The sequence below is a fragment of the Bradyrhizobium amphicarpaeae genome (assembly GCF_002266435.3).
GTDB lineage: Bacteria > Pseudomonadota > Alphaproteobacteria > Rhizobiales > Xanthobacteraceae > Bradyrhizobium > Bradyrhizobium amphicarpaeae.
In genome coordinates this window covers 1,662,893-1,679,104 of record NZ_CP029426.2, presented here as the reverse complement: position 1 = coordinate 1,679,104, position 16,212 = coordinate 1,662,893, and the positions used below count along the sequence as shown (strand labels likewise).

At 61.6% G+C, this 16,212-nt stretch carries 13 protein-coding genes; 11 read left to right on the top strand and 2 right to left on the bottom strand.

The annotated features are described in order from the left end of the window. Window positions 1-8: 8 nt before the first annotated feature. Both CIT40_RS08090 and CIT40_RS08085 read right to left on the bottom strand, forming a co-directional pair. Window positions 9-989, bottom strand: a complete 981-nt coding sequence (locus CIT40_RS08090; protein WP_094892787.1) for an LLM class flavin-dependent oxidoreductase — start codon at window positions 987-989, stop codon at window positions 9-11. A 194-nt stretch (window positions 990-1,183) separates the two neighbouring features. Next, the gene (locus CIT40_RS08085) at window positions 1,184-6,439 is read right to left on the bottom strand and encodes an amino acid adenylation domain-containing protein (RefSeq protein WP_334265239.1); all 5,256 of its coding nucleotides are present in this window, start codon (window positions 6,437-6,439) and stop codon (window positions 1,184-1,186) included. Between the two features lie 68 nt (window positions 6,440-6,507). On the opposite strand from CIT40_RS08085, the gene CIT40_RS08080 reads away from it, so the two are divergent. From CIT40_RS08080 to CIT40_RS08030, 11 genes are all read left to right on the top strand, one after another. Beyond that, entirely contained in the window at window positions 6,508-7,302 is a 795-nt protein-coding gene (locus CIT40_RS08080; RefSeq protein WP_094892808.1) for a protein-L-isoaspartate O-methyltransferase family protein, read from the top strand. A 120-nt stretch (window positions 7,303-7,422) separates the two neighbouring features. Then, window positions 7,423-8,724 carry an MFS transporter gene (locus tag CIT40_RS08075; RefSeq protein WP_244611993.1) on the top strand — a complete coding sequence of 434 codons (1,302 nt, stop codon included), beginning with the start codon at window positions 7,423-7,425 and terminating at the stop codon, window positions 8,722-8,724. A 54-nt stretch (window positions 8,725-8,778) separates the two neighbouring features. Continuing rightward, window positions 8,779-9,675, top strand: a complete 897-nt coding sequence (locus CIT40_RS08070; protein ID WP_094892790.1) for a DMT family transporter — start codon at window positions 8,779-8,781, stop codon at window positions 9,673-9,675. Window positions 9,676-9,926: 251 nt separating this feature from the next. Further along, window positions 9,927-11,207: a site-specific DNA-methyltransferase gene (locus CIT40_RS08065; protein WP_094892791.1), complete on the top strand. Its 1,281-nt coding sequence runs from the start codon at window positions 9,927-9,929 to the stop codon at window positions 11,205-11,207. Then, window positions 11,204-11,842, top strand: a complete 639-nt coding sequence (locus tag CIT40_RS08060; protein ID WP_148667185.1) for a DUF5681 domain-containing protein — start codon at window positions 11,204-11,206, stop codon at window positions 11,840-11,842. Before CIT40_RS08065 ends, CIT40_RS08060 begins: the two co-directional genes overlap by 4 nt. After that, window positions 11,829-12,383, top strand: coding sequence for a DUF5681 domain-containing protein (locus tag CIT40_RS08055; protein WP_094892793.1), 555 nt, complete (start codon window positions 11,829-11,831; stop codon window positions 12,381-12,383). The genes CIT40_RS08060 and CIT40_RS08055 overlap by 14 nt, the downstream gene beginning before the upstream one ends. A gap of 200 nt (window positions 12,384-12,583) precedes the next feature. Beyond that, a complete protein-coding gene (locus tag CIT40_RS08050) occupies window positions 12,584-13,438 on the top strand; it encodes a YqaJ viral recombinase family nuclease (RefSeq protein ID WP_094892809.1) in 855 nt (284 codons plus the stop codon). Continuing rightward, complete coding sequence (locus tag CIT40_RS08045) at window positions 13,422-14,612, top strand: ERF family protein (RefSeq protein WP_094892794.1); 1,191 nt, start codon at window positions 13,422-13,424, stop codon at window positions 14,610-14,612. Before CIT40_RS08050 ends, CIT40_RS08045 begins: the two co-directional genes overlap by 17 nt. Before the next feature lie 107 nt (window positions 14,613-14,719). Next, window positions 14,720-14,902, top strand: coding sequence for a hypothetical protein (locus CIT40_RS08040; RefSeq protein WP_094892795.1), 183 nt, complete (start codon window positions 14,720-14,722; stop codon window positions 14,900-14,902). A gap of 55 nt (window positions 14,903-14,957) precedes the next feature. Continuing rightward, window positions 14,958-15,401 carry a transglutaminase-like cysteine peptidase gene (locus CIT40_RS08035; protein ID WP_244611938.1) on the top strand — a complete coding sequence of 148 codons (444 nt, stop codon included), beginning with the start codon at window positions 14,958-14,960 and terminating at the stop codon, window positions 15,399-15,401. A gap of 216 nt (window positions 15,402-15,617) precedes the next feature. After that, window positions 15,618-16,025 (top strand): ERF family protein, encoded by a 408-nt coding sequence (locus CIT40_RS08030; RefSeq protein ID WP_244611937.1) that lies wholly within the window; start codon window positions 15,618-15,620, stop codon window positions 16,023-16,025. Window positions 16,026-16,212: the final 187 nt, after the last annotated feature.

Below are 16,212 nucleotides of genomic sequence, written 5' to 3'. Positions count from 1 at the left end.
CTCGTGACTCAGAACACGCCGCTTGCTTCCAGCGCCTTGACGACATGCCGCATCTCGGCCTCGTCTGCGACCATGTCGAGCATGATCGTCGTAAGCCCCTGGGCCGCGAAGCTTCTGAGTTTTTCACCGATCTCCGCATAGCTGCCGACCAGGTAGGGGCAATCCGCCTGAAAGGTGAGAAACGGCAGCAGCCAATACCCGTTGTGTTGCATCTCGGCCGTCTGTCCCTCAAAGAGCCGCCGCTTCCACACCGAATCCGTATTCTCCATCGTGAGCGTGAGTAGTTCACGCCCCTCTGCGCTGTCGGAGAAGCGCTCCCGCGCGGCGCGACGTGCGAGGTCACGGTCCTGACGTGCAAAGATCCCGAAATTCAAGCCGGGCGCCTTGATGCCGCGGTCGTGGTCCGGCGGCAGCATCTGCATCTTGATACAACCGGTTTCAGAGGCAATGCGCTCGGCAGCGTCGGATTGACCGGCAATCAGGAATTCAGGCAGCAGATCGGCCGGAGGCCGGTAGTGAAGATGCAGGCCGGACCCAGTGTAGAAGTTTCCGCGAAAATCGATCGGGCGGGGGCTTTCGAGCAGCAGGCGCACCACTTTGATAAACTCGCCCAGCCTGACATACCGGTCTGCGTGCGCACATTGGTCGCCCAGCGCCTGCAAGTCGCTCACGGCGGTACCGGTGATCATGTTCAGATACAGCTTACGCCCATAAAGCTGCGCAAAAGACGCCACCAGCTTGGCCGCGGTGAAGGGATGCATGTAGACGGGGTTGACCGCGATCAACGGCGAGTTCCGCTTGGTTTGAACCACGATGTGTTGCGCCATCGCCCAAGGCTGGACGAACACGTCATTGCCTTCGAACAGCAGGATCCCCTCAAGGCGATTGCGATCCGCAAAACGCGCGACGTGCATCAACTCGTCGACATATTTGGCGGGATCCCGATTGCGTGAGATGGCGGGAAAGACACGAAGCCTTGCGTTGCTCATCTAGATGCTCCTGGACGGCTGCCAGTGGAGGCGGCGATGGGCATCAAACGCGAACCGCGCCGTACGATCCGACCCCGCAGGCGACAGGATCGCGCGCGTACGATCAGAACCCATCGGGAGTCAAGGACATCGAGCAGTCCGCTATCGATGCCAATCCGTTCGTGCGCCATTCCCCCGCCCCAAAACGCCTAACGCTAGGCGTCCGGCATCTGCTCGATCGCTCTCTTGCTGCTGGCTTTCGCCTTGACCTTGCCGGAGTTCGGGACTGGCGAGCCAATGCCCGTTCCCGCATTGCGAATTGCCTCCTGAAGCTCACGCTTGCGGCGCGCAAGCAGGTCCCTCACGCCGTCTTCCTGCTCGGCCGTCATTTCGGCCCGTGCAAACGCCAGTGCGGCCGGACCACTTTGCTCGTCTTTTGGAAGCAACGCAGCCTCAGATGGCACCTCTAAACCGCGAGCTTCATCGACGCGTTTGGCGAGCGCTGCGATCGTTGGCAGGTCGAAAATCGTCCGGATGGGCAACGTCACCCCAAGGGCCTGCTTGATGCGGGCCATCGCACGGCCCGCCAGCAGAGAGTGACCGCCGAGATCGAAGAAATCGTCGGAGACCTTGATATCGCTCACATTCAGCAGGTCACTCCAGATGTCGCGGATGACCTTCTCGCTAGAACGAGACGGCTCAACCGACGGAGGCACAATGATCGGCTCCGATCGGGGGGACGCCGCGATTGCTGCGCGATCGACCTTGCCGTGCCCATTGAGGGGCATCCGCTCCAGAAACAGGAAGGTCGACGGCACCGCTTGGCTTGGCAGCCTCGCTTTGAGAAATTCGCGCAGATCGGCCGCGCTCGGCTGATGCGTGCCCGTGGCAACGATGTGGGCGACCAGCTTGACGTCGCCACTCGCCTCACGGCACGGCTCAATCACCGCGGCGCTGATGCCTGGATGATCCAGAAGGGCATGCTCGATCTCCTTGAGCTCGACGCGATAGCCGCGGATTTTCACCTGATGATCGGCCCGACCGAGACACTCAAGGGTTCCATCCACGCGCCAACGCGCAAGGTCACCGGTACGATAGAGCCGCGCGTGCGCACGATCAGTGAAAGGATCGCGCTGAAAACGGGCGCTGGTCTGCTCGTTGTCTCCAACGTAGCCCCGGCCCACGCCGTCGCCGCCGACATACAGCTCACCGGTCACGCCGATCGGCAATGGCTGCAGCCCGGCGTCAAGAACATAGAGTTGGACATTCGGCAGGGGGCGACCGACGGGCACGACTGCCCCTGTTGGGGCCGCATCCAAACGATGCAGCGAAACGTCGTCGGAACATTCCGATGCGCCGTAGGCATTGATCACCGGCACGCCTGGAAAATGTTGGAACCAGCTCCGGCAAACATCGGCCGGCAGCGGCTCGCCCGTCGAAATCAACAACCGAAGACCGGCAAACGCACGATAAATCGCGGTCTCGTTGACCCGCTCGAGGATCAACCTGAGGAGCGACGGAACGATCTGCAGGACCGTGACGCCTTCACGATGCATCTCCTGTGCAAGCGATAGGGGATCCTGAACAATCGAATCTGCGCAGATGTGGACGCGCGCGCCCGCGGTCAGGCCGGCCAGGAATTGCCAGACCGAGATGACGAAGCTTTGTGGTGCCGTCTGAGCGATCACGTCCCTATTCGAGAGGGCGAGCTCGGACACCAGTGAAGCCAGATGATTTGACAGACCGCGCTGCTCGATCATCACGCCCTTCGGCGCGCCCGTCGAGCCAGACGTGTAGATGAGGTAGGCGAGGCCCGATGGCGCACGTGCTTTCATCGGCTTGCCCCGGCTGCGCCCTTTGATGTCCTCGAGCGTTGCGCACGGCAGACGAGCAGCTGAAGAGGCCGAGAATATCTCGTCGAGCCGGGTGGCGCAGCCGCTCGAACTCAACAGCAGCCGGGGTCGCGCGGACTGGATGATTGCGGCAAGCCGCGCAGCAGGCTGCGCCGGGTCCAAACAGAGAAATGCCGCGCCCACGCGCTGGACCGCGATCATCGCCGCAAGCAGGTCCACGCTCCGCTCGGCGAGGAGCGCAACGATCATGTCCTCCCCGACACCTTCCCGAGCGAGCCGCTGCGCGATGGCAAGGCTCCGGCCGGCCAGCTCGTGATAGGTCGATTTGCCGTGGCCGTCGCCGGCGGCCGTCGCCCTGGGATCACGCGCCGCCCGACGATCAAAGCGCTCGATGAAATTGCCGCGCCGGGGAAGACTTGCGCCCTTCCATTCTTCGAGCAAGCGATGCCGTTCCACCGATTCGAGCAAAGGCAGGCGGGATATTTTCATGTCGGGATCGGTCACGATGCCTTGGAGCAGCGATCGGAAGTGACCCGTCATCCGGGCAATCGTGTCCGCGTCGAACAGATCGGTGGCGTATTCGAAGAATCCCGTGAACTGTCCGTCGGTCTCAAGAAGCTCGAGGGTGATATCGAATCGGGCAACCGCCGGGTCGATCTCGATCCGTTGCGTCGACAAGCCTGGGAAATGGCCGGCCTCGACCGCGGCATTTTGCAGAATAAACATGATCTGAAACGGTGGACTGCCGTCCCGGCGCGATGCCTGGAGCGCGCGCAAAATCGTTTCGATGGGGAGATCCTGATTGCGATAGGCATCGAGCGTGACCCGGCGCACGCGTTGCAGCAGTTCGCGAAAGCTCGGATCGCCGGACAGGTCTGTCCGCATAATCACGCTGTTGGCAAATATGCCAACTAGCGGCTCGGCTTCCACTTGGTTGCGATTGGCGATCAAGGAACCCGTCGCTACGTCCTCATGACCTGTGTACCGATACAGAAGGCACTGGAACGCGGCCAGCAGCGTCATGAAGGGGGTAACACTGTTGTGCTGGCCAAGCTCCTTGATCCGGACCGACAGCGCCCGCGGAATCTTGACGTAATGTCTGGCGCCGCGCCCAGTCCAGCTCTCGCCGCGTGGGCGATCGGTGCGGAGCGGCAGCGTGGTCACGTCATCCAGCTGCTTACGCCAATAGTCGAGCTGTTGGCTGGCCGCCTGCGTCTGCGCCCATGCCTGTTGCCAGCCGACATAGTCCTGATACTGGTACTTGAGATGGGGAACCGACGTCCGCTTTCCGTCCCGACTGGCGGCGTAATGCGCCGCAAGCTCCTGCCATAACAGCCGCTGTGACCAGCCATCGGTCGCGATGTGATGCAGCGCGACGATAAGAGCGTGATCCGTCGCGTCAAATCGTACGAGCGTTGCCTTGAACGGCGGCTCCCGCTCGAGATCGAAACAATCTTGGGCAACCTTCATTGCCTCGCGCCGGATTGCGCCTGAGCGCCTTCCGCCGGCATAGCCAGCCAGCTTGATCTGCTTGAGTTCCGGCGAGACACGGCCAACTTTCTGCACCGGCTCGCCATCAGCCTCGGAGAAAGTAGATCTTAGAACCTGGTGGCGCCGGGCAACGGCCTTGATCGCCGCCTCCAGAGCCCTCACGTCGAGCCGGCCAGACAATCGCGCCACCTCAACGACATTGTAATTGTACTTGGTCGGATCGAGCTTACTGAGGATGTGCATCCTCTGCTGCTGGAATGAGAGCGGGCCGGCCCCCCCGTCGGGTGCAGCCCTCCATTTGGACGCGGTTTCATCATGCCGGACCGATGCCGCCTGCAACCGCACCGCCAGAGCCGCGATCGTCCCAGCGTCAAAGACATCGCCGAATGTAAGGTCGACCCCGAACTTCTCGCGAAGGCGCGACAACACCTGCGTCACTGCCAAAGAATCGGCGCCCAGCGCAAAGAAATCCTGATCGACCCCAACACGGTCCGCTTCGAGGACTTTGGACCAGATCGCGGCGAGTTCGCTCTCCAACTTCGAGCGAGGCGCAACGGCCGGCACTGCAGGACTTGAGACGATCAAGCCGGGAAGCGCGCTTCGCGTGATCTTTCCGCTGGCACCTCTGGGAATTTCGTCGACGACGTGGATCAAGCTCGGCACCTTGTAGGCGGCGAGCCGGCTGGCCGCCAATTGCCGCACCTGTTGCGGCGTGACGTCAGCACCCCGCCTCAGCACCACGACCGCCGCAACGTTTTCTCCGAGCTTTTCGTGAGGGATACCAAAAGCTCCGGCCTCAAGAACGTCGGGGTGCGTCAGCAGGGTCTCCTCGACCTCGAGCGGCGAGACCTTCTGCCCTCCCCGGTTGATGACGTCCTTGATGCGCCCCACGATAAAAAGATAACCGTCCTCATCGAGATAACCGAGATCTCCGGTGCGTAACCAGCCGTCCCTGAACGCGGCCTGCGTTGCCTCCTGGTCATTGTCATAACCGCGTGTGATGGTCGGACCGCGCAGCATGATCTCGCCATGCTGACCGCTCGCCTGTAAGCAGCCATCACCATCCATGATCGCGACGTCCGGGCCCGACGCCACGCCGACCGAGCCGGACTTGCGCAGATGCTGGGGATTGGCGGCAATCTGGGACGCGGCTTCGGTCATTCCATAGGTCTCGACGACCGGGACCGCAAACAGTGCTTCAAGCCGGTCAAGCGTAGCCGGAGCGAGGGAGGATGAAGCAGAGCGGATGATGCGCAAGGAGTTCCGCTCAGCCACGCGACCGTCCACAGGCGCGGCTGCCAACACTGCGCGATGGATGGTCGGTACGGCCGTATACCAAGTCGGCTGCAATTCCCGCAGCCAGTTGAAGAAGGAAGCTCCATCGAAGCCTTTCGTGCATATGACGCACGATCCAGCGGCAAGTGCGGTCAAGAGACCAGAAATCAGCCCGTGCGCATGAAAGAGCGGAAGCACATTCAACAACCGGTCGGCCTTTGTTAAGGACAGAACGGCTCCTGCATTCCTGGCGGAAAGACAGACACTTGCTTGGGTAATCGGCACCATCTTTGGACGAGCGGCGGTACCGGAGGTGAGCAGGACGAATGCATCATCATCCGGACCGACGTCTCCGGCTGCTACTCCTGATCCGAGAGTGCTGCTGGCAAGCTCGAAGTCGACCGCTCTTGCTCGCGAAGCGACATCGAGAACCGGAATTCCTAACGCCTTGGCAACACTTCTACTCGCGGGCTTCGCCTCAACACTTGTGACGAGCGCTGCCAGCTTCAAATCGGCAAAATAGCGTTGGAGCTCGTCCGGCGTAAAATCCGGATTGATCGGCACGCACACTGCTGCGGCGGCTATCACAACCAGCGCGATAGCATTTTCGACCCCACGCGGAAGCACAACCGCAACGCGATGATGATTAGCAACACCGAACTTCCGCAAACGCTGCCGGACACGCTCCGCGCAAACCCAAAGCTCCGCATAACTGACGGAAACACCTGACGAATCCATGATGGCGGTTTGCGCAGGCGCGGTTCGCGCATAGAACTCGAGCAGGCCAGCAATGCTGGAGAACGCGTCGCGATCCGACGGCGATCGCAGCGATGATGCGACTCGAGCGGCCAAGGTCGTGCCTTTTCTTCGGGCCTGGGCTATCGTGCACGACGATATCGTCAGCGATGGGAAGAAGCAAGATGAGCGACATCGCGCCTGCGCGAAAACGTTATGTCGAGCAAATCAGGAAGCGCGGACGCATTTCATCATCGCGATTGATCGACGCGTTCACGTCTGTTTCGCGCGAACGCTTCGCCGGACCGGGGCCTTGGCGGGTGCGAGCCTCGGAAGGTCGCGAATATCAAACTACGCCAGACGCGGATCCGATCCATCTCTACCATGACGTACTGGTTGCGATCGACGAAAAGCGAAGGCTGCACACCGGCCTTCCCAGCCTCTGGGCCAATCTGTTTGAAATTCTCGATATCAAAGCCGGCGAGCGGGTCGTCCAGATCGGGTGCGGCCTCGGCTACTTCTCGGCGATCCTGTCCGAACTTGTCGGCCCGCATGGCCAGGTCGTTGCGATCGACTGTGAAAAGGGGTTTGTTGCCCAAGCACGAGCGAACCTGCGCGGCTACAAGAATGTCCGCGCACTATGCACTGATGCGTGCCGCAATATCGGAGAACTGGCGGACGTCATCGTGGTCCACGCCGGCTTCACCCATCCTCACCCGCTCTGGCTGCAGTCGCTTCGCCTTGACGGACGGCTCTTGGTGCCGCTGACCAAACATAACCGCGAAGGAACGGTGGTGAAGGTCACGCGAAAGATTGATGGCTTCTACGCGGAAGCGGTGAGGCGCGTCGAGATATTCCCCTGCAAGGGTCGCGGCGAGACCGAGCTAGACGAGCAGGTCGCCGATTGGTGGGAGCAGGCCTCCGTTCTCGCGCCGGTTCGTTTTCAGGGACTTGAACAGGGTCTCCCGTCGGACAATTGATAGAAGACTCGATCCGCCTGCCGATCTGATTCAGATTTCGCTTGCCTGTATGCTCGGCTTGGATTTCAATTCGCCCAAAGATTGTGGCGCGGTCTGAGCAGGGGATCAACCTTGACGATCATCACCGATAACGTCGCGGACCAATGGTCTGCGCGAACTCCTTCGATCGCAAAGGTGGCGTGGGCGAGCGTGCTGGGTACCGCGATCGAGTGGTACGACTTCCTGATCTATGGAACGGCCGCCGCGCTGGTGTTCAATAAGCTGTTCTTCCCGGCATTCGACCCCTTGATCGGCACCGTGGCCGCCTTTGGCACCTATGCGGTCGGGTTTGTCGCCCGCCCGATCGGCGGCGCGATCATCGGTCACTTCGGCGATCGCATCGGACGCAAGTCGATGCTGGTCGCAACTCTGCTGATGATGGGCATCGGCACGTTCCTGATTGGCTGCCTGCCCACCTATGATGAGGTAGGCATCTGGGCGCCTATCATGCTGGTGGCGCTGCGCTTTGTGCAGGGCATCGGCATCGGCGGCGAATGGAGTGGCGCGGTCACGATGATGATCGAGCACGCTGGCAAGCGGCGCGGCTTCTGGGGCAGCTTGGTGCAGGTTGGCTTTCCAATGGGAGTGGCCGCCTCGACAGGCATCTTTGCGCTCGTTACGCAGCTACCCGACGCGAGCTTTCTGAGCTGGGGTTGGCGCGTGCCCTTCCTTCTCAGTCTCGTCCTGGTCTTGGTGGGGCTGATCGCCAGATATAGCCTGGCCGAAACGCCTGAGTTCAAACAGGTTCTCGAACGAAAGGACGTCGTAAGCCAACCGATCTTCGAGATCTTCCGGCGCGACTGGCGCAACCTTTTGCTCGCCATCGGCATCACGGTGTCAGAGGTCGGGCTCGCGTATCTCCTGACCGTGTTCGTCATCACCTATTCCACGACGAAGCTCGGAATGCCGCGGCAGACCGTGCTCAATGCCGTGGTCTATGCGGCGTTGGTCGAATTCGTGACGCTGCCGCTCGCGGGGTGGCTGTCCGACCTTTATGGCCGGAAGACGCTTTACCTCGCCGGCGCCATCGCCTCCATCGTCATGGCTTTCCCCCTTTTCTGGTTGCTCGACACGAAGGACGCAACCATCGTGACGCTCGCGCTGATTGTCACGATGACATTAACCCACGCGCTGCTGTTCGGACCGAAGGCCGCGTACATGCCCGAATTATTCGGGACGAGGACGCGCTACAGCGGCGCTTCGCTCGGCGCCAACATCGCAGCCGCGCTTAGCGGGGGGCTTTCACCGCTGATCGCAACCGCACTGCTGGTCTGGACGGGTGGAGCCTGGGCAATCTCCATCTTCATCATCGCGCTTTCCGTGCTCACGCTGGTATCTGTCCTTGCCGCACCGGAGACTGCTCGGCTTCCGCTCAAATACTGAGCCGAGCGCGGAAATTTTGGTTCGGACTTGCGCAACTGCTCTCTTGGTGACCCGATGCACGAGCCCAGATCCAGGACGACAACGCGCATTGCCCCGGCGGGGCTCGCATTCCTTGCCATCACGTCGATCGGCTGGGGCAGCAACTGGCCCGCGACCAAGTATCTGCTCGGCCAGCTTCCACCGCTGACCTATCGAGGCGTCATGGGGCTCGTCGGTGCGGCGCTGCTCGCAATGCTGGCCGGGCTTCGGGGCCAAAGCCTTCGCGTGCCTGAAGGCATGTGGGGCCGCATCATTCTGTCTGCGACCTTCAATGTCACCTGCTGGATGGTCCTGATCGGGTTTGCTCTGCTCTGGTTACCCGCCAGTGAAGTCGCGCTGATCGGCTACACCATGCCAGTGTGGGCTGCGATTATTGCCTGGCCGGTGCTCGGCGAAAAGCCGACGGCGTTGCGCACGACGGCGTTGTTCATGGCGCTCGCGGGGCTTGCGACCATCATGGGCGGCAACGGCATCTCCGCGAGCTGGGAAAAGCTTCCGGGCATTATGCTGGCCTTGGGCGGCGCGATCGGCTTCGCATTCGGCACCGTCTTCGCCAAGAAACTGCCGATCCAGATGCCGCCGCTCTCATCGGCTGCCTGGCAGATCCTGATCGGCTGTCTTCCAATCACTCTGATCGGACTTGCGATCGAGACCACTGACGTTTTCGCCATCACGCAGCTTGGCTGGATCCTGATCGTCTACGTAACGATCATGCAATATTGCGTCGCCTATGTGAGCTGGTTCGCGGCGCTGGCCCGGCTTCCGGCCTCGATCGCTTCGATCGGCACGATCGGCGTTCCCGTCGTCGGCGTGCTGGCATCCGCGGCGACCTTGCACGAACCGCTTGGCGCTGGCCAGATCGCGGCCTTGCTGTTCACACTCGCGAGCGTCGTGCTGGCGACCAGGTCTTAAGCCAATGTAAGAATGCAGCCGTGCGATGGAGTTCACCTAAATGTCTTGCCGACGCCCTTTGGCTGCGCCTCCTTCAAATAGCGAGGCCAGCAGGGGATTGAGGCACCGCACCGGATTGCGGTCAGCACCGAGTTACGTCGGTCGCCGCGCGCATTGCTCAAACGAATCGAATTTTTGAGGTAAGTCATTACCGAGATAAATCGCAGATTCGGTTGTCTTTTTCGTAACTAACCGGGCGCAGCGTGGTTGTCATGAATAAGACAGTCTCGCTCCCTGCCCTTGCGCAGCTCTCCATCGCCTATCGCCCATCCAACGATCTTACGCCCGATCCGCGCAATGCGCGGACCCATTCGAAGCGGCAGATCGAACAGCTCAAGGCCTCCATCAACGAGTTTGGGTTCACGAACCCGATCCTCATCGATCCCGAAGGCAACATCATTGCCGGCCATGGCCGACTCATGGCGGCAAAGGCATCGGGCCTTGCCCAGGTGCCAACCATCACCTTGTCCGGGCTGTCGGATGCTCAGAAACGCGCGCTGCGGCTCGCGGACAACAAGATCGCGCTGAACGCCGGCTGGGATATCGAGATCCTGCAAACCGAACTCGGCGAGCTCGCCGCCATCGATCTTGACTTCGACGTTACAATGACGGGCTTCTCGACGGGCGAGATTGACGTGATCCTCGCAAAGCCCGCAGATCCTGACGACGACGTCGTTCCCTCGGTTCCTGCAACCCCGACAACAAAGCCCGGCGACATCTGGATCTTGGGCGAGCATCGGGTCGGATGCGGCGACAGCCGCGATGCGGCTTTCCTTCAAAGGATCGTCGGCGAGAGCCTCCGCATCGATGCGGCGTTTCTCGATCCTCCCTACAACGTCAAGATCGCGGGCAACGCAAACCCGGCGGGCCGCCACGGCGAGTTTGCCATGGCCTCGGGAGAGATGAGCGAAGGTGAGTTCCGCGCCTTTCTGAGGGAGACCCTTGGCGCCGCAGCGAATGTCTCGCGGGATGGCGCGGTCCATTTCGTCTGCATGGACTGGCGGCATATGGATGATGTCTTCGCGGTCGGCCAAGCTGTCTATGGCGACCTCCTCAACCTCTGCATCTGGAACAAATCCAACGCCGGCATGGGATCTTTCTATCGATCCAAGCATGAGCTGGTCTTCGTCTACCGCGTGGGCGCCGCCGGTCATCTCAATATGGTCGAGCTCGGCAAGCACGGCCGCAACCGGACCAATGTCTGGGATTATGCGTCCGCCAACTCGATGCGAGGCAGCCGGCGGGAAGACCTCACGCTCCATCCGACCGTCAAGCCGGTGGGGCTGGTCGCGGACGCCATCAAGGACGTTACCAAACACGGTGATCTCGTTCTCGATCTCTTTCTGGGCTCAGGCACAACCCTTCTTGCAGCCGAACGCACCGGGCGGCGCTTCCGAGGGGTGGAGATTGACCCGAAATATGTCGACGTGGCGCTTGAGCGCTGGTCGGCACAAACCGGTCTCGAGCCGCGGCTTGAGGGAGCTGTCTCGTGAGCGATCAATTCCAGACCCAACCACAACAGGGCACACCGAGCCGGCGGCGCAACCGCCGATCGCCAAATGTCGGTTCGTTTCAAAAGGGCCGCAGCGGCAATCCGAAGGGGCGACCTCGCGGGACCGGCAAGCACGCGACGGAAGGCTCCACCTATCAGGTGTTGCTCGACAAGACCGTCACCGCGACCATCGGCGGCAAGGTCCGGGAGATGTCGATGGAGGAAGCTATCCAGCACCGGACCTTCAAGGATGCACTTGCAGGGAAAGCGAAGGCTATTCGCCAAGTTTTGGAATGGATCAGGGACCGAGAGGCCTGGTTTAAGCAACGAAGGCCGGTGCAATCCTCTCCGCCGGAAGCTATGCGGGAGTTTTCACCTGACCCTGATAATGCAGATCAGGCTCTTATGATTCTGGGCATCGTCAGGATCGATCAGTACCGGGCGAGCTGGAATAAGCTTGAGCGGACCCCGCTTCTTATCGAGCCATGGCCGGTCGAGCTTGCGTTGCGCCGAAACCGTGGCGGCGCAGGATTTGATGAGGGTGACTGGGCTGATATCAAGCGCTGCACGCAGGAACTTGGAGCGCAGATGCTCCCGGCATCACAGGCTTCGGGAGAGCCTCATGGGCGGGCTTGAACACGAGGGCGCCGTTGGCTATGGACGCCCGCCGGTTAGCTCACGCTTCGTCAAGGGCCGAAGCGGAAATCCCGCAGGTCGGCCGCCCAGGAGCCGAGAGCAAAAACCGCCCTACGAATCGGTGCTCGGTCAGACGTTCACGATCCGCGACGACGGTGTCGAACGCCAAGTTACGGCGATCGAGCTGCTGCTCCTCAAGCTGGCCAAGCGAGGCCTTGAGGGCGATACCGGAGTCTCCCGCACGCTGCTGGGGCTTATCAAGCAGGTCCGAGAGGAACAACAAGCGAGCGAGCCACTCACGATCATCCTGGTCTCAGTTGAGCCGGGCAGCGTCGCCGGCGCGCTCGAAAGACTGCGGATGGCAACCAAGCTCGATCCATATCGCGAAACCGCGCGCATGGCGATCGAGCCGTGGGTGGTCGAAGCCGCGCTAGAGCGTCTGCCAGCACCTCTCGCGCCGTACCAACAGCGCATCGTCGTGGACGCTACGCGGATGCCAAAGAAGGTACGGTGGCCGCAGTGGTGGAGCGAGCCTCCCTAGAGCATCTTTGGGTCAGGAGCCGCGCAAAAGAGCAAGAATCTTGCTCCGGAAAGGACTGGCACCGGAAGCCAAACGGAGCGTTACTGATTCTGCCGGGCGCAAACGGCATCGGATCTCACCTCGCAAAAGCGAGGTTTTGGGCAGTGCGGCATCAAGGCCGCGCAAGCCTAGAGCAGGAGATTCTGTTGAGTACACCCCATATCGAAGCGCCATCGGCATCCACCGGGCAGCCGCACATCGTCAGGTTCAATCCGCACGACCGGCGCAACTTCATCGGCGGCTCGGACGCCCGCATCATCATGGGCGACGATGAAGACCACCTCATCCGCCTCTGGCGAGAGAAGCGCGGCGAGATCGAGCCGGAAGACCTCGGCGACAACCTGATCGTCCAGCTCGGCACGGTGACAGAGGTCCTTAATCGGGCCTGGTATCAACGGTCGACAGGCACCACCATCAAGGACATCCAGAAGCGCGTGCGCCACCCCATCCACAAATGGATGGCGGCAACGCTCGATGGCATGGTCGAACAAACCGGCGCTGTGTTCGAGGCAAAATTCATGCTGCCTTGGGCCTTCACCGAGGAGGCTGCAGCGGACAAGCACATGGCGCAGCTGCAGCATAATATGTGGGTCACCGCGTCCCGCAGCGCCGTTCTCTCCATCATCACCGGCGGCGGCAAATGGGTTGAGATCAAGGTCCACGCCGACCCGCTCTACCAGCACCTTCTGCTTACAGCCGAGAGGAAATTTTGGCGGTGCGTCCAGAACGGCGAACGCCCCGCCTTGTTCAACCTCGAAACGCCGCGCCCGCGGCTGGAAGCGATCGAGATCGTGGACATGGCTTCATCGAACGCGTGGGCCGATTTTGCCGCGACCTATCTCCGCACCAAGGCGGCGTACGGGGACCACGAGCTCGCCAAGGCCGAACTCAAGAGGCTCATGCCGGAAGACGCCAAGGAGGCCAGCGGCCACGGCATCAAGGCCAAGCGCTCGAAGTCCGGCGCTATCAGTTTCGAGGCGCTTACCCAGGAGGCGGCCGATGCACCAATCCAGTGACCACATCGGAGCGATCGCGGCCGCTCTCGCCCGTGCGCAGGCCGATCTGACCAACCCCGAAAAGACCCTGACGGCGATCATCCGTTCGCCGTTCCCGCGCGAGGATGATCGCAGCTTCCGCTATGCTTCTCTGGCGGCAGGCCTCGACATCGTGCGCAAGGCGCTGAGCCGGCAGGAAATCGCGACGATCCAGACCACCCGGAGCGAGCAGGCCACAGGCCAGATTCACCTTACCACCCTGCTCGCTCACGCCTCCGGCGAATGGATCTCGTCCGACTTGCCGGTTTGCGCCGGCAAGGACGTCGAGGCCCCACACCGCATGGGCGCGGCCCTTACCTATGCGCGCCGCTACGCCCTATTCGCCCTGGTCGGGATTGCCGGCGAGGACGATCTGGATGCTCCGGACCTTGTCGCCGGATCTCCCGCTGCCCCTCAGCCACAGACAGGTTCGGGCCCAAAAGGAAAGCCGCCCAAGGGCACCTTGAACCGCCCTCAGCTGCTTCCTGCCGAAGACTCCGCCAAGCTGCGCGACCGGCTGATAGCCCAACTCGCACACCTAGCAGGAGGTGACGATCTCCTGACGTGGGCGAAGAGAAGCCTCCCGATCAAGAATACTCTGCTCGAAGTCGATGCGCGGGCGGTGGAAGCCGCCTATCAAGAACAAGTTGAGATTCCGGACGCTCCTGCGATTCTCAACGCGGCAAGCGACGAGTCAGCGGTCACGGTGGCGCTCGACCCGACACTCGCCGCCAACCCGCCCAGAGGTGAGCCTCCCGGGGCCGAGCCGGGGGCTGCCGCTCTCATGGCGAAAAGCGCCCTCGCCTTTCCAAAGCAACCTCTTCGAAAAAGGAGCAAAGCTCACCTCGCCTTCATCCGCGCGCAGCCGTGCCTCGTCTGCAAACAAACACCGTCCGACCCGCATCATCTCAAATTCGCGCAGCCTAGAGCCCTGGGCCGCAAGGTCAGCGACGAATTCACGGTCCCTCTCTGCCGAGCGCATCACCAGGCCCTGCACAAGCACGGCGACGAACGCACCTGGTGGGCGGACGTCCAGATATCGCCTCTGCCAGTCGCGAGCGAACTTTGGGCATCGAACCCGGCGCACGCCGGTGTCGGCATCGGCGTGCCAGAGCGTATGCGCGTGTCGGAGCTTGAAAGGGGAGCCCAACTGTGAATGACCCGATCAAATCACAAGAGCCCGTGCAGCTCCGAAGAGAGCCAAGTTCGTCTCCTGCATGCGGCCAGCAGCGCGAGCCATTCTTCGGTCCAGGCGCCGCACCAATGCTCGCCGAACTGATTATCGCTGCCGGAGCCCTCGGCCTCCTGTTCCTCGCGCTGCTCCTCGCCAGCAGCGTCAAGGAACGAGCCTACAACGTATTGTTCGGCGAGCCGCCGCACGCACACACTTTGATGCCAGGCACCTCTCTGCAAAGCGAAGGCTACAAGGTGAAACGCGTAGACTAGCGCCGATGCGACCATATACTTCGCCTGGCAATCAGAAATGTCAGGCGAACTTTCGATGATCAGACATGCGGTCCGCATGCTGGCCGTAATGTATTGCGTTTGCGGCCAGCCCGCTTATTCGAACTATGAATCCCAAACGGTGACGCCACCGCTGGCCTTCTCGCAATTCTGCATTCAATACCCCGAGGACTGCCAACGTCACGACGATCGCAGGATCCGAGATTTCCGCCCCTCAATTCAGCGTTGGCGAGAACTTGCGCAGATCAATTCAACCGTGAATTTCGGCATAGCGCCGAGGGGGCCGCTTGCAAGCCGGCGTGACGCGGAGTGGCAGATATTCCCTTACGAAGGCAATTGTGGCGATTACGCCGTCACCAAGCGGCATCTGCTGCTACGAGCCGGCTGGTCCAGCTCGGCGCTCCTCCTCGCAGAGGTCGTCATCGGGGCGACCGGAGAGCACCATCTCGTGCTGCTCGTGAGAGATCCTCGTGCTCGATAATCTGAGCCGGGTTGTTACGCCGTTGTGGATGCTTTGGATCGATATGTCCTCGTGCGGGCGGAGGCGGGAACAGATCCCCCGCATTGGACACGCAAGGTTGCAGCCTTCTAGGCGCTACTCGACCGGTCTCATAGGCATCGCCCTTATTGGGCATCGCCGCCGTCCTGGCCCGGGCCCAGGCTGAACTCACCAACCCCGGAAAAGACTCGGACAGCGGTGATTCGCTCGCCCTTCCCGCGAGAGGATGAGCGAACCTTCCACTACGCCTCCCTCACGTCCGGCTTGGACATCGTCCGCAAGACCCTGAGCCAGAAGGAGACAGCGACTATCCAGACCACCCGGATCCGAGGCAGCCAACCGGTCAGATACCTCACCACCATTCTCGCACATGCTTCCGGGGAGTGGATCTCTTCGGACCTACCGGTCTGCGCCTCCAAGGAGGTCGAGGCACCGCATCGGATGGGAGCCGCGCTGACTTACGCCCGCCGCTATGCGCTGTTTGCCTTGGTCGGGATCGCCGGGGAGGATGATCTGGACGCCCCGGATCTCATGTCCGGCCCTGCCGCCGCTGCGGAACCGCAGATTTCACCAGGACCAAAACTAAGGCCGCCTAAGGCGTCCTAAAACGCTCTCCTATTCTTCCGCCTGTCCGCTCCGCTGAGCTATTGGATCGGCTCTTGGCTGAGCTTGCTCTGCGAGAAGGCGGCGACGACCTGCTCGCCTGGGCCAAGATCAGCCTCCCGCTCAAGAACACTCTCCTGGAGGGCGACGCCCGTACTCTTGAGGCCTCAGACCAGAAGAGGTTCGAGGA

Bases quoted from the DNA above. Each gene is read 5' to 3' on its own strand.
- CIT40_RS08080 (WP_094892808.1), top strand. From the start codon at position 6,508: ATGAGCGACATCGCGCCTGCGCGAAAACGTTATGTCGAGCAAATCAGG.
- CIT40_RS08035 (WP_244611938.1), top strand. From the start codon at position 14,958: ATGATCAGACATGCGGTCCGCATGCTGGCCGTAATGTATTGCGTTTGC.
- CIT40_RS08040 (WP_094892795.1), top strand. From the start codon at position 14,720: ATGCTCGCCGAACTGATTATCGCTGCCGGAGCCCTCGGCCTCCTGTTC.
- CIT40_RS08045 (WP_094892794.1), top strand. From the start codon at position 13,422: ATGCACCAATCCAGTGACCACATCGGAGCGATCGCGGCCGCTCTCGCC.
- CIT40_RS08055 (WP_094892793.1), top strand. From the start codon at position 11,829: ATGGGCGGGCTTGAACACGAGGGCGCCGTTGGCTATGGACGCCCGCCG.
- CIT40_RS08070 (WP_094892790.1), top strand. From the start codon at position 8,779: ATGCACGAGCCCAGATCCAGGACGACAACGCGCATTGCCCCGGCGGGG.
- CIT40_RS08065 (WP_094892791.1), top strand. From the start codon at position 9,927: ATGAATAAGACAGTCTCGCTCCCTGCCCTTGCGCAGCTCTCCATCGCC.
- CIT40_RS08090 (WP_094892787.1), bottom strand. From the start codon at position 989: ATGAGCAACGCAAGGCTTCGTGTCTTTCCCGCCATCTCACGCAATCGG.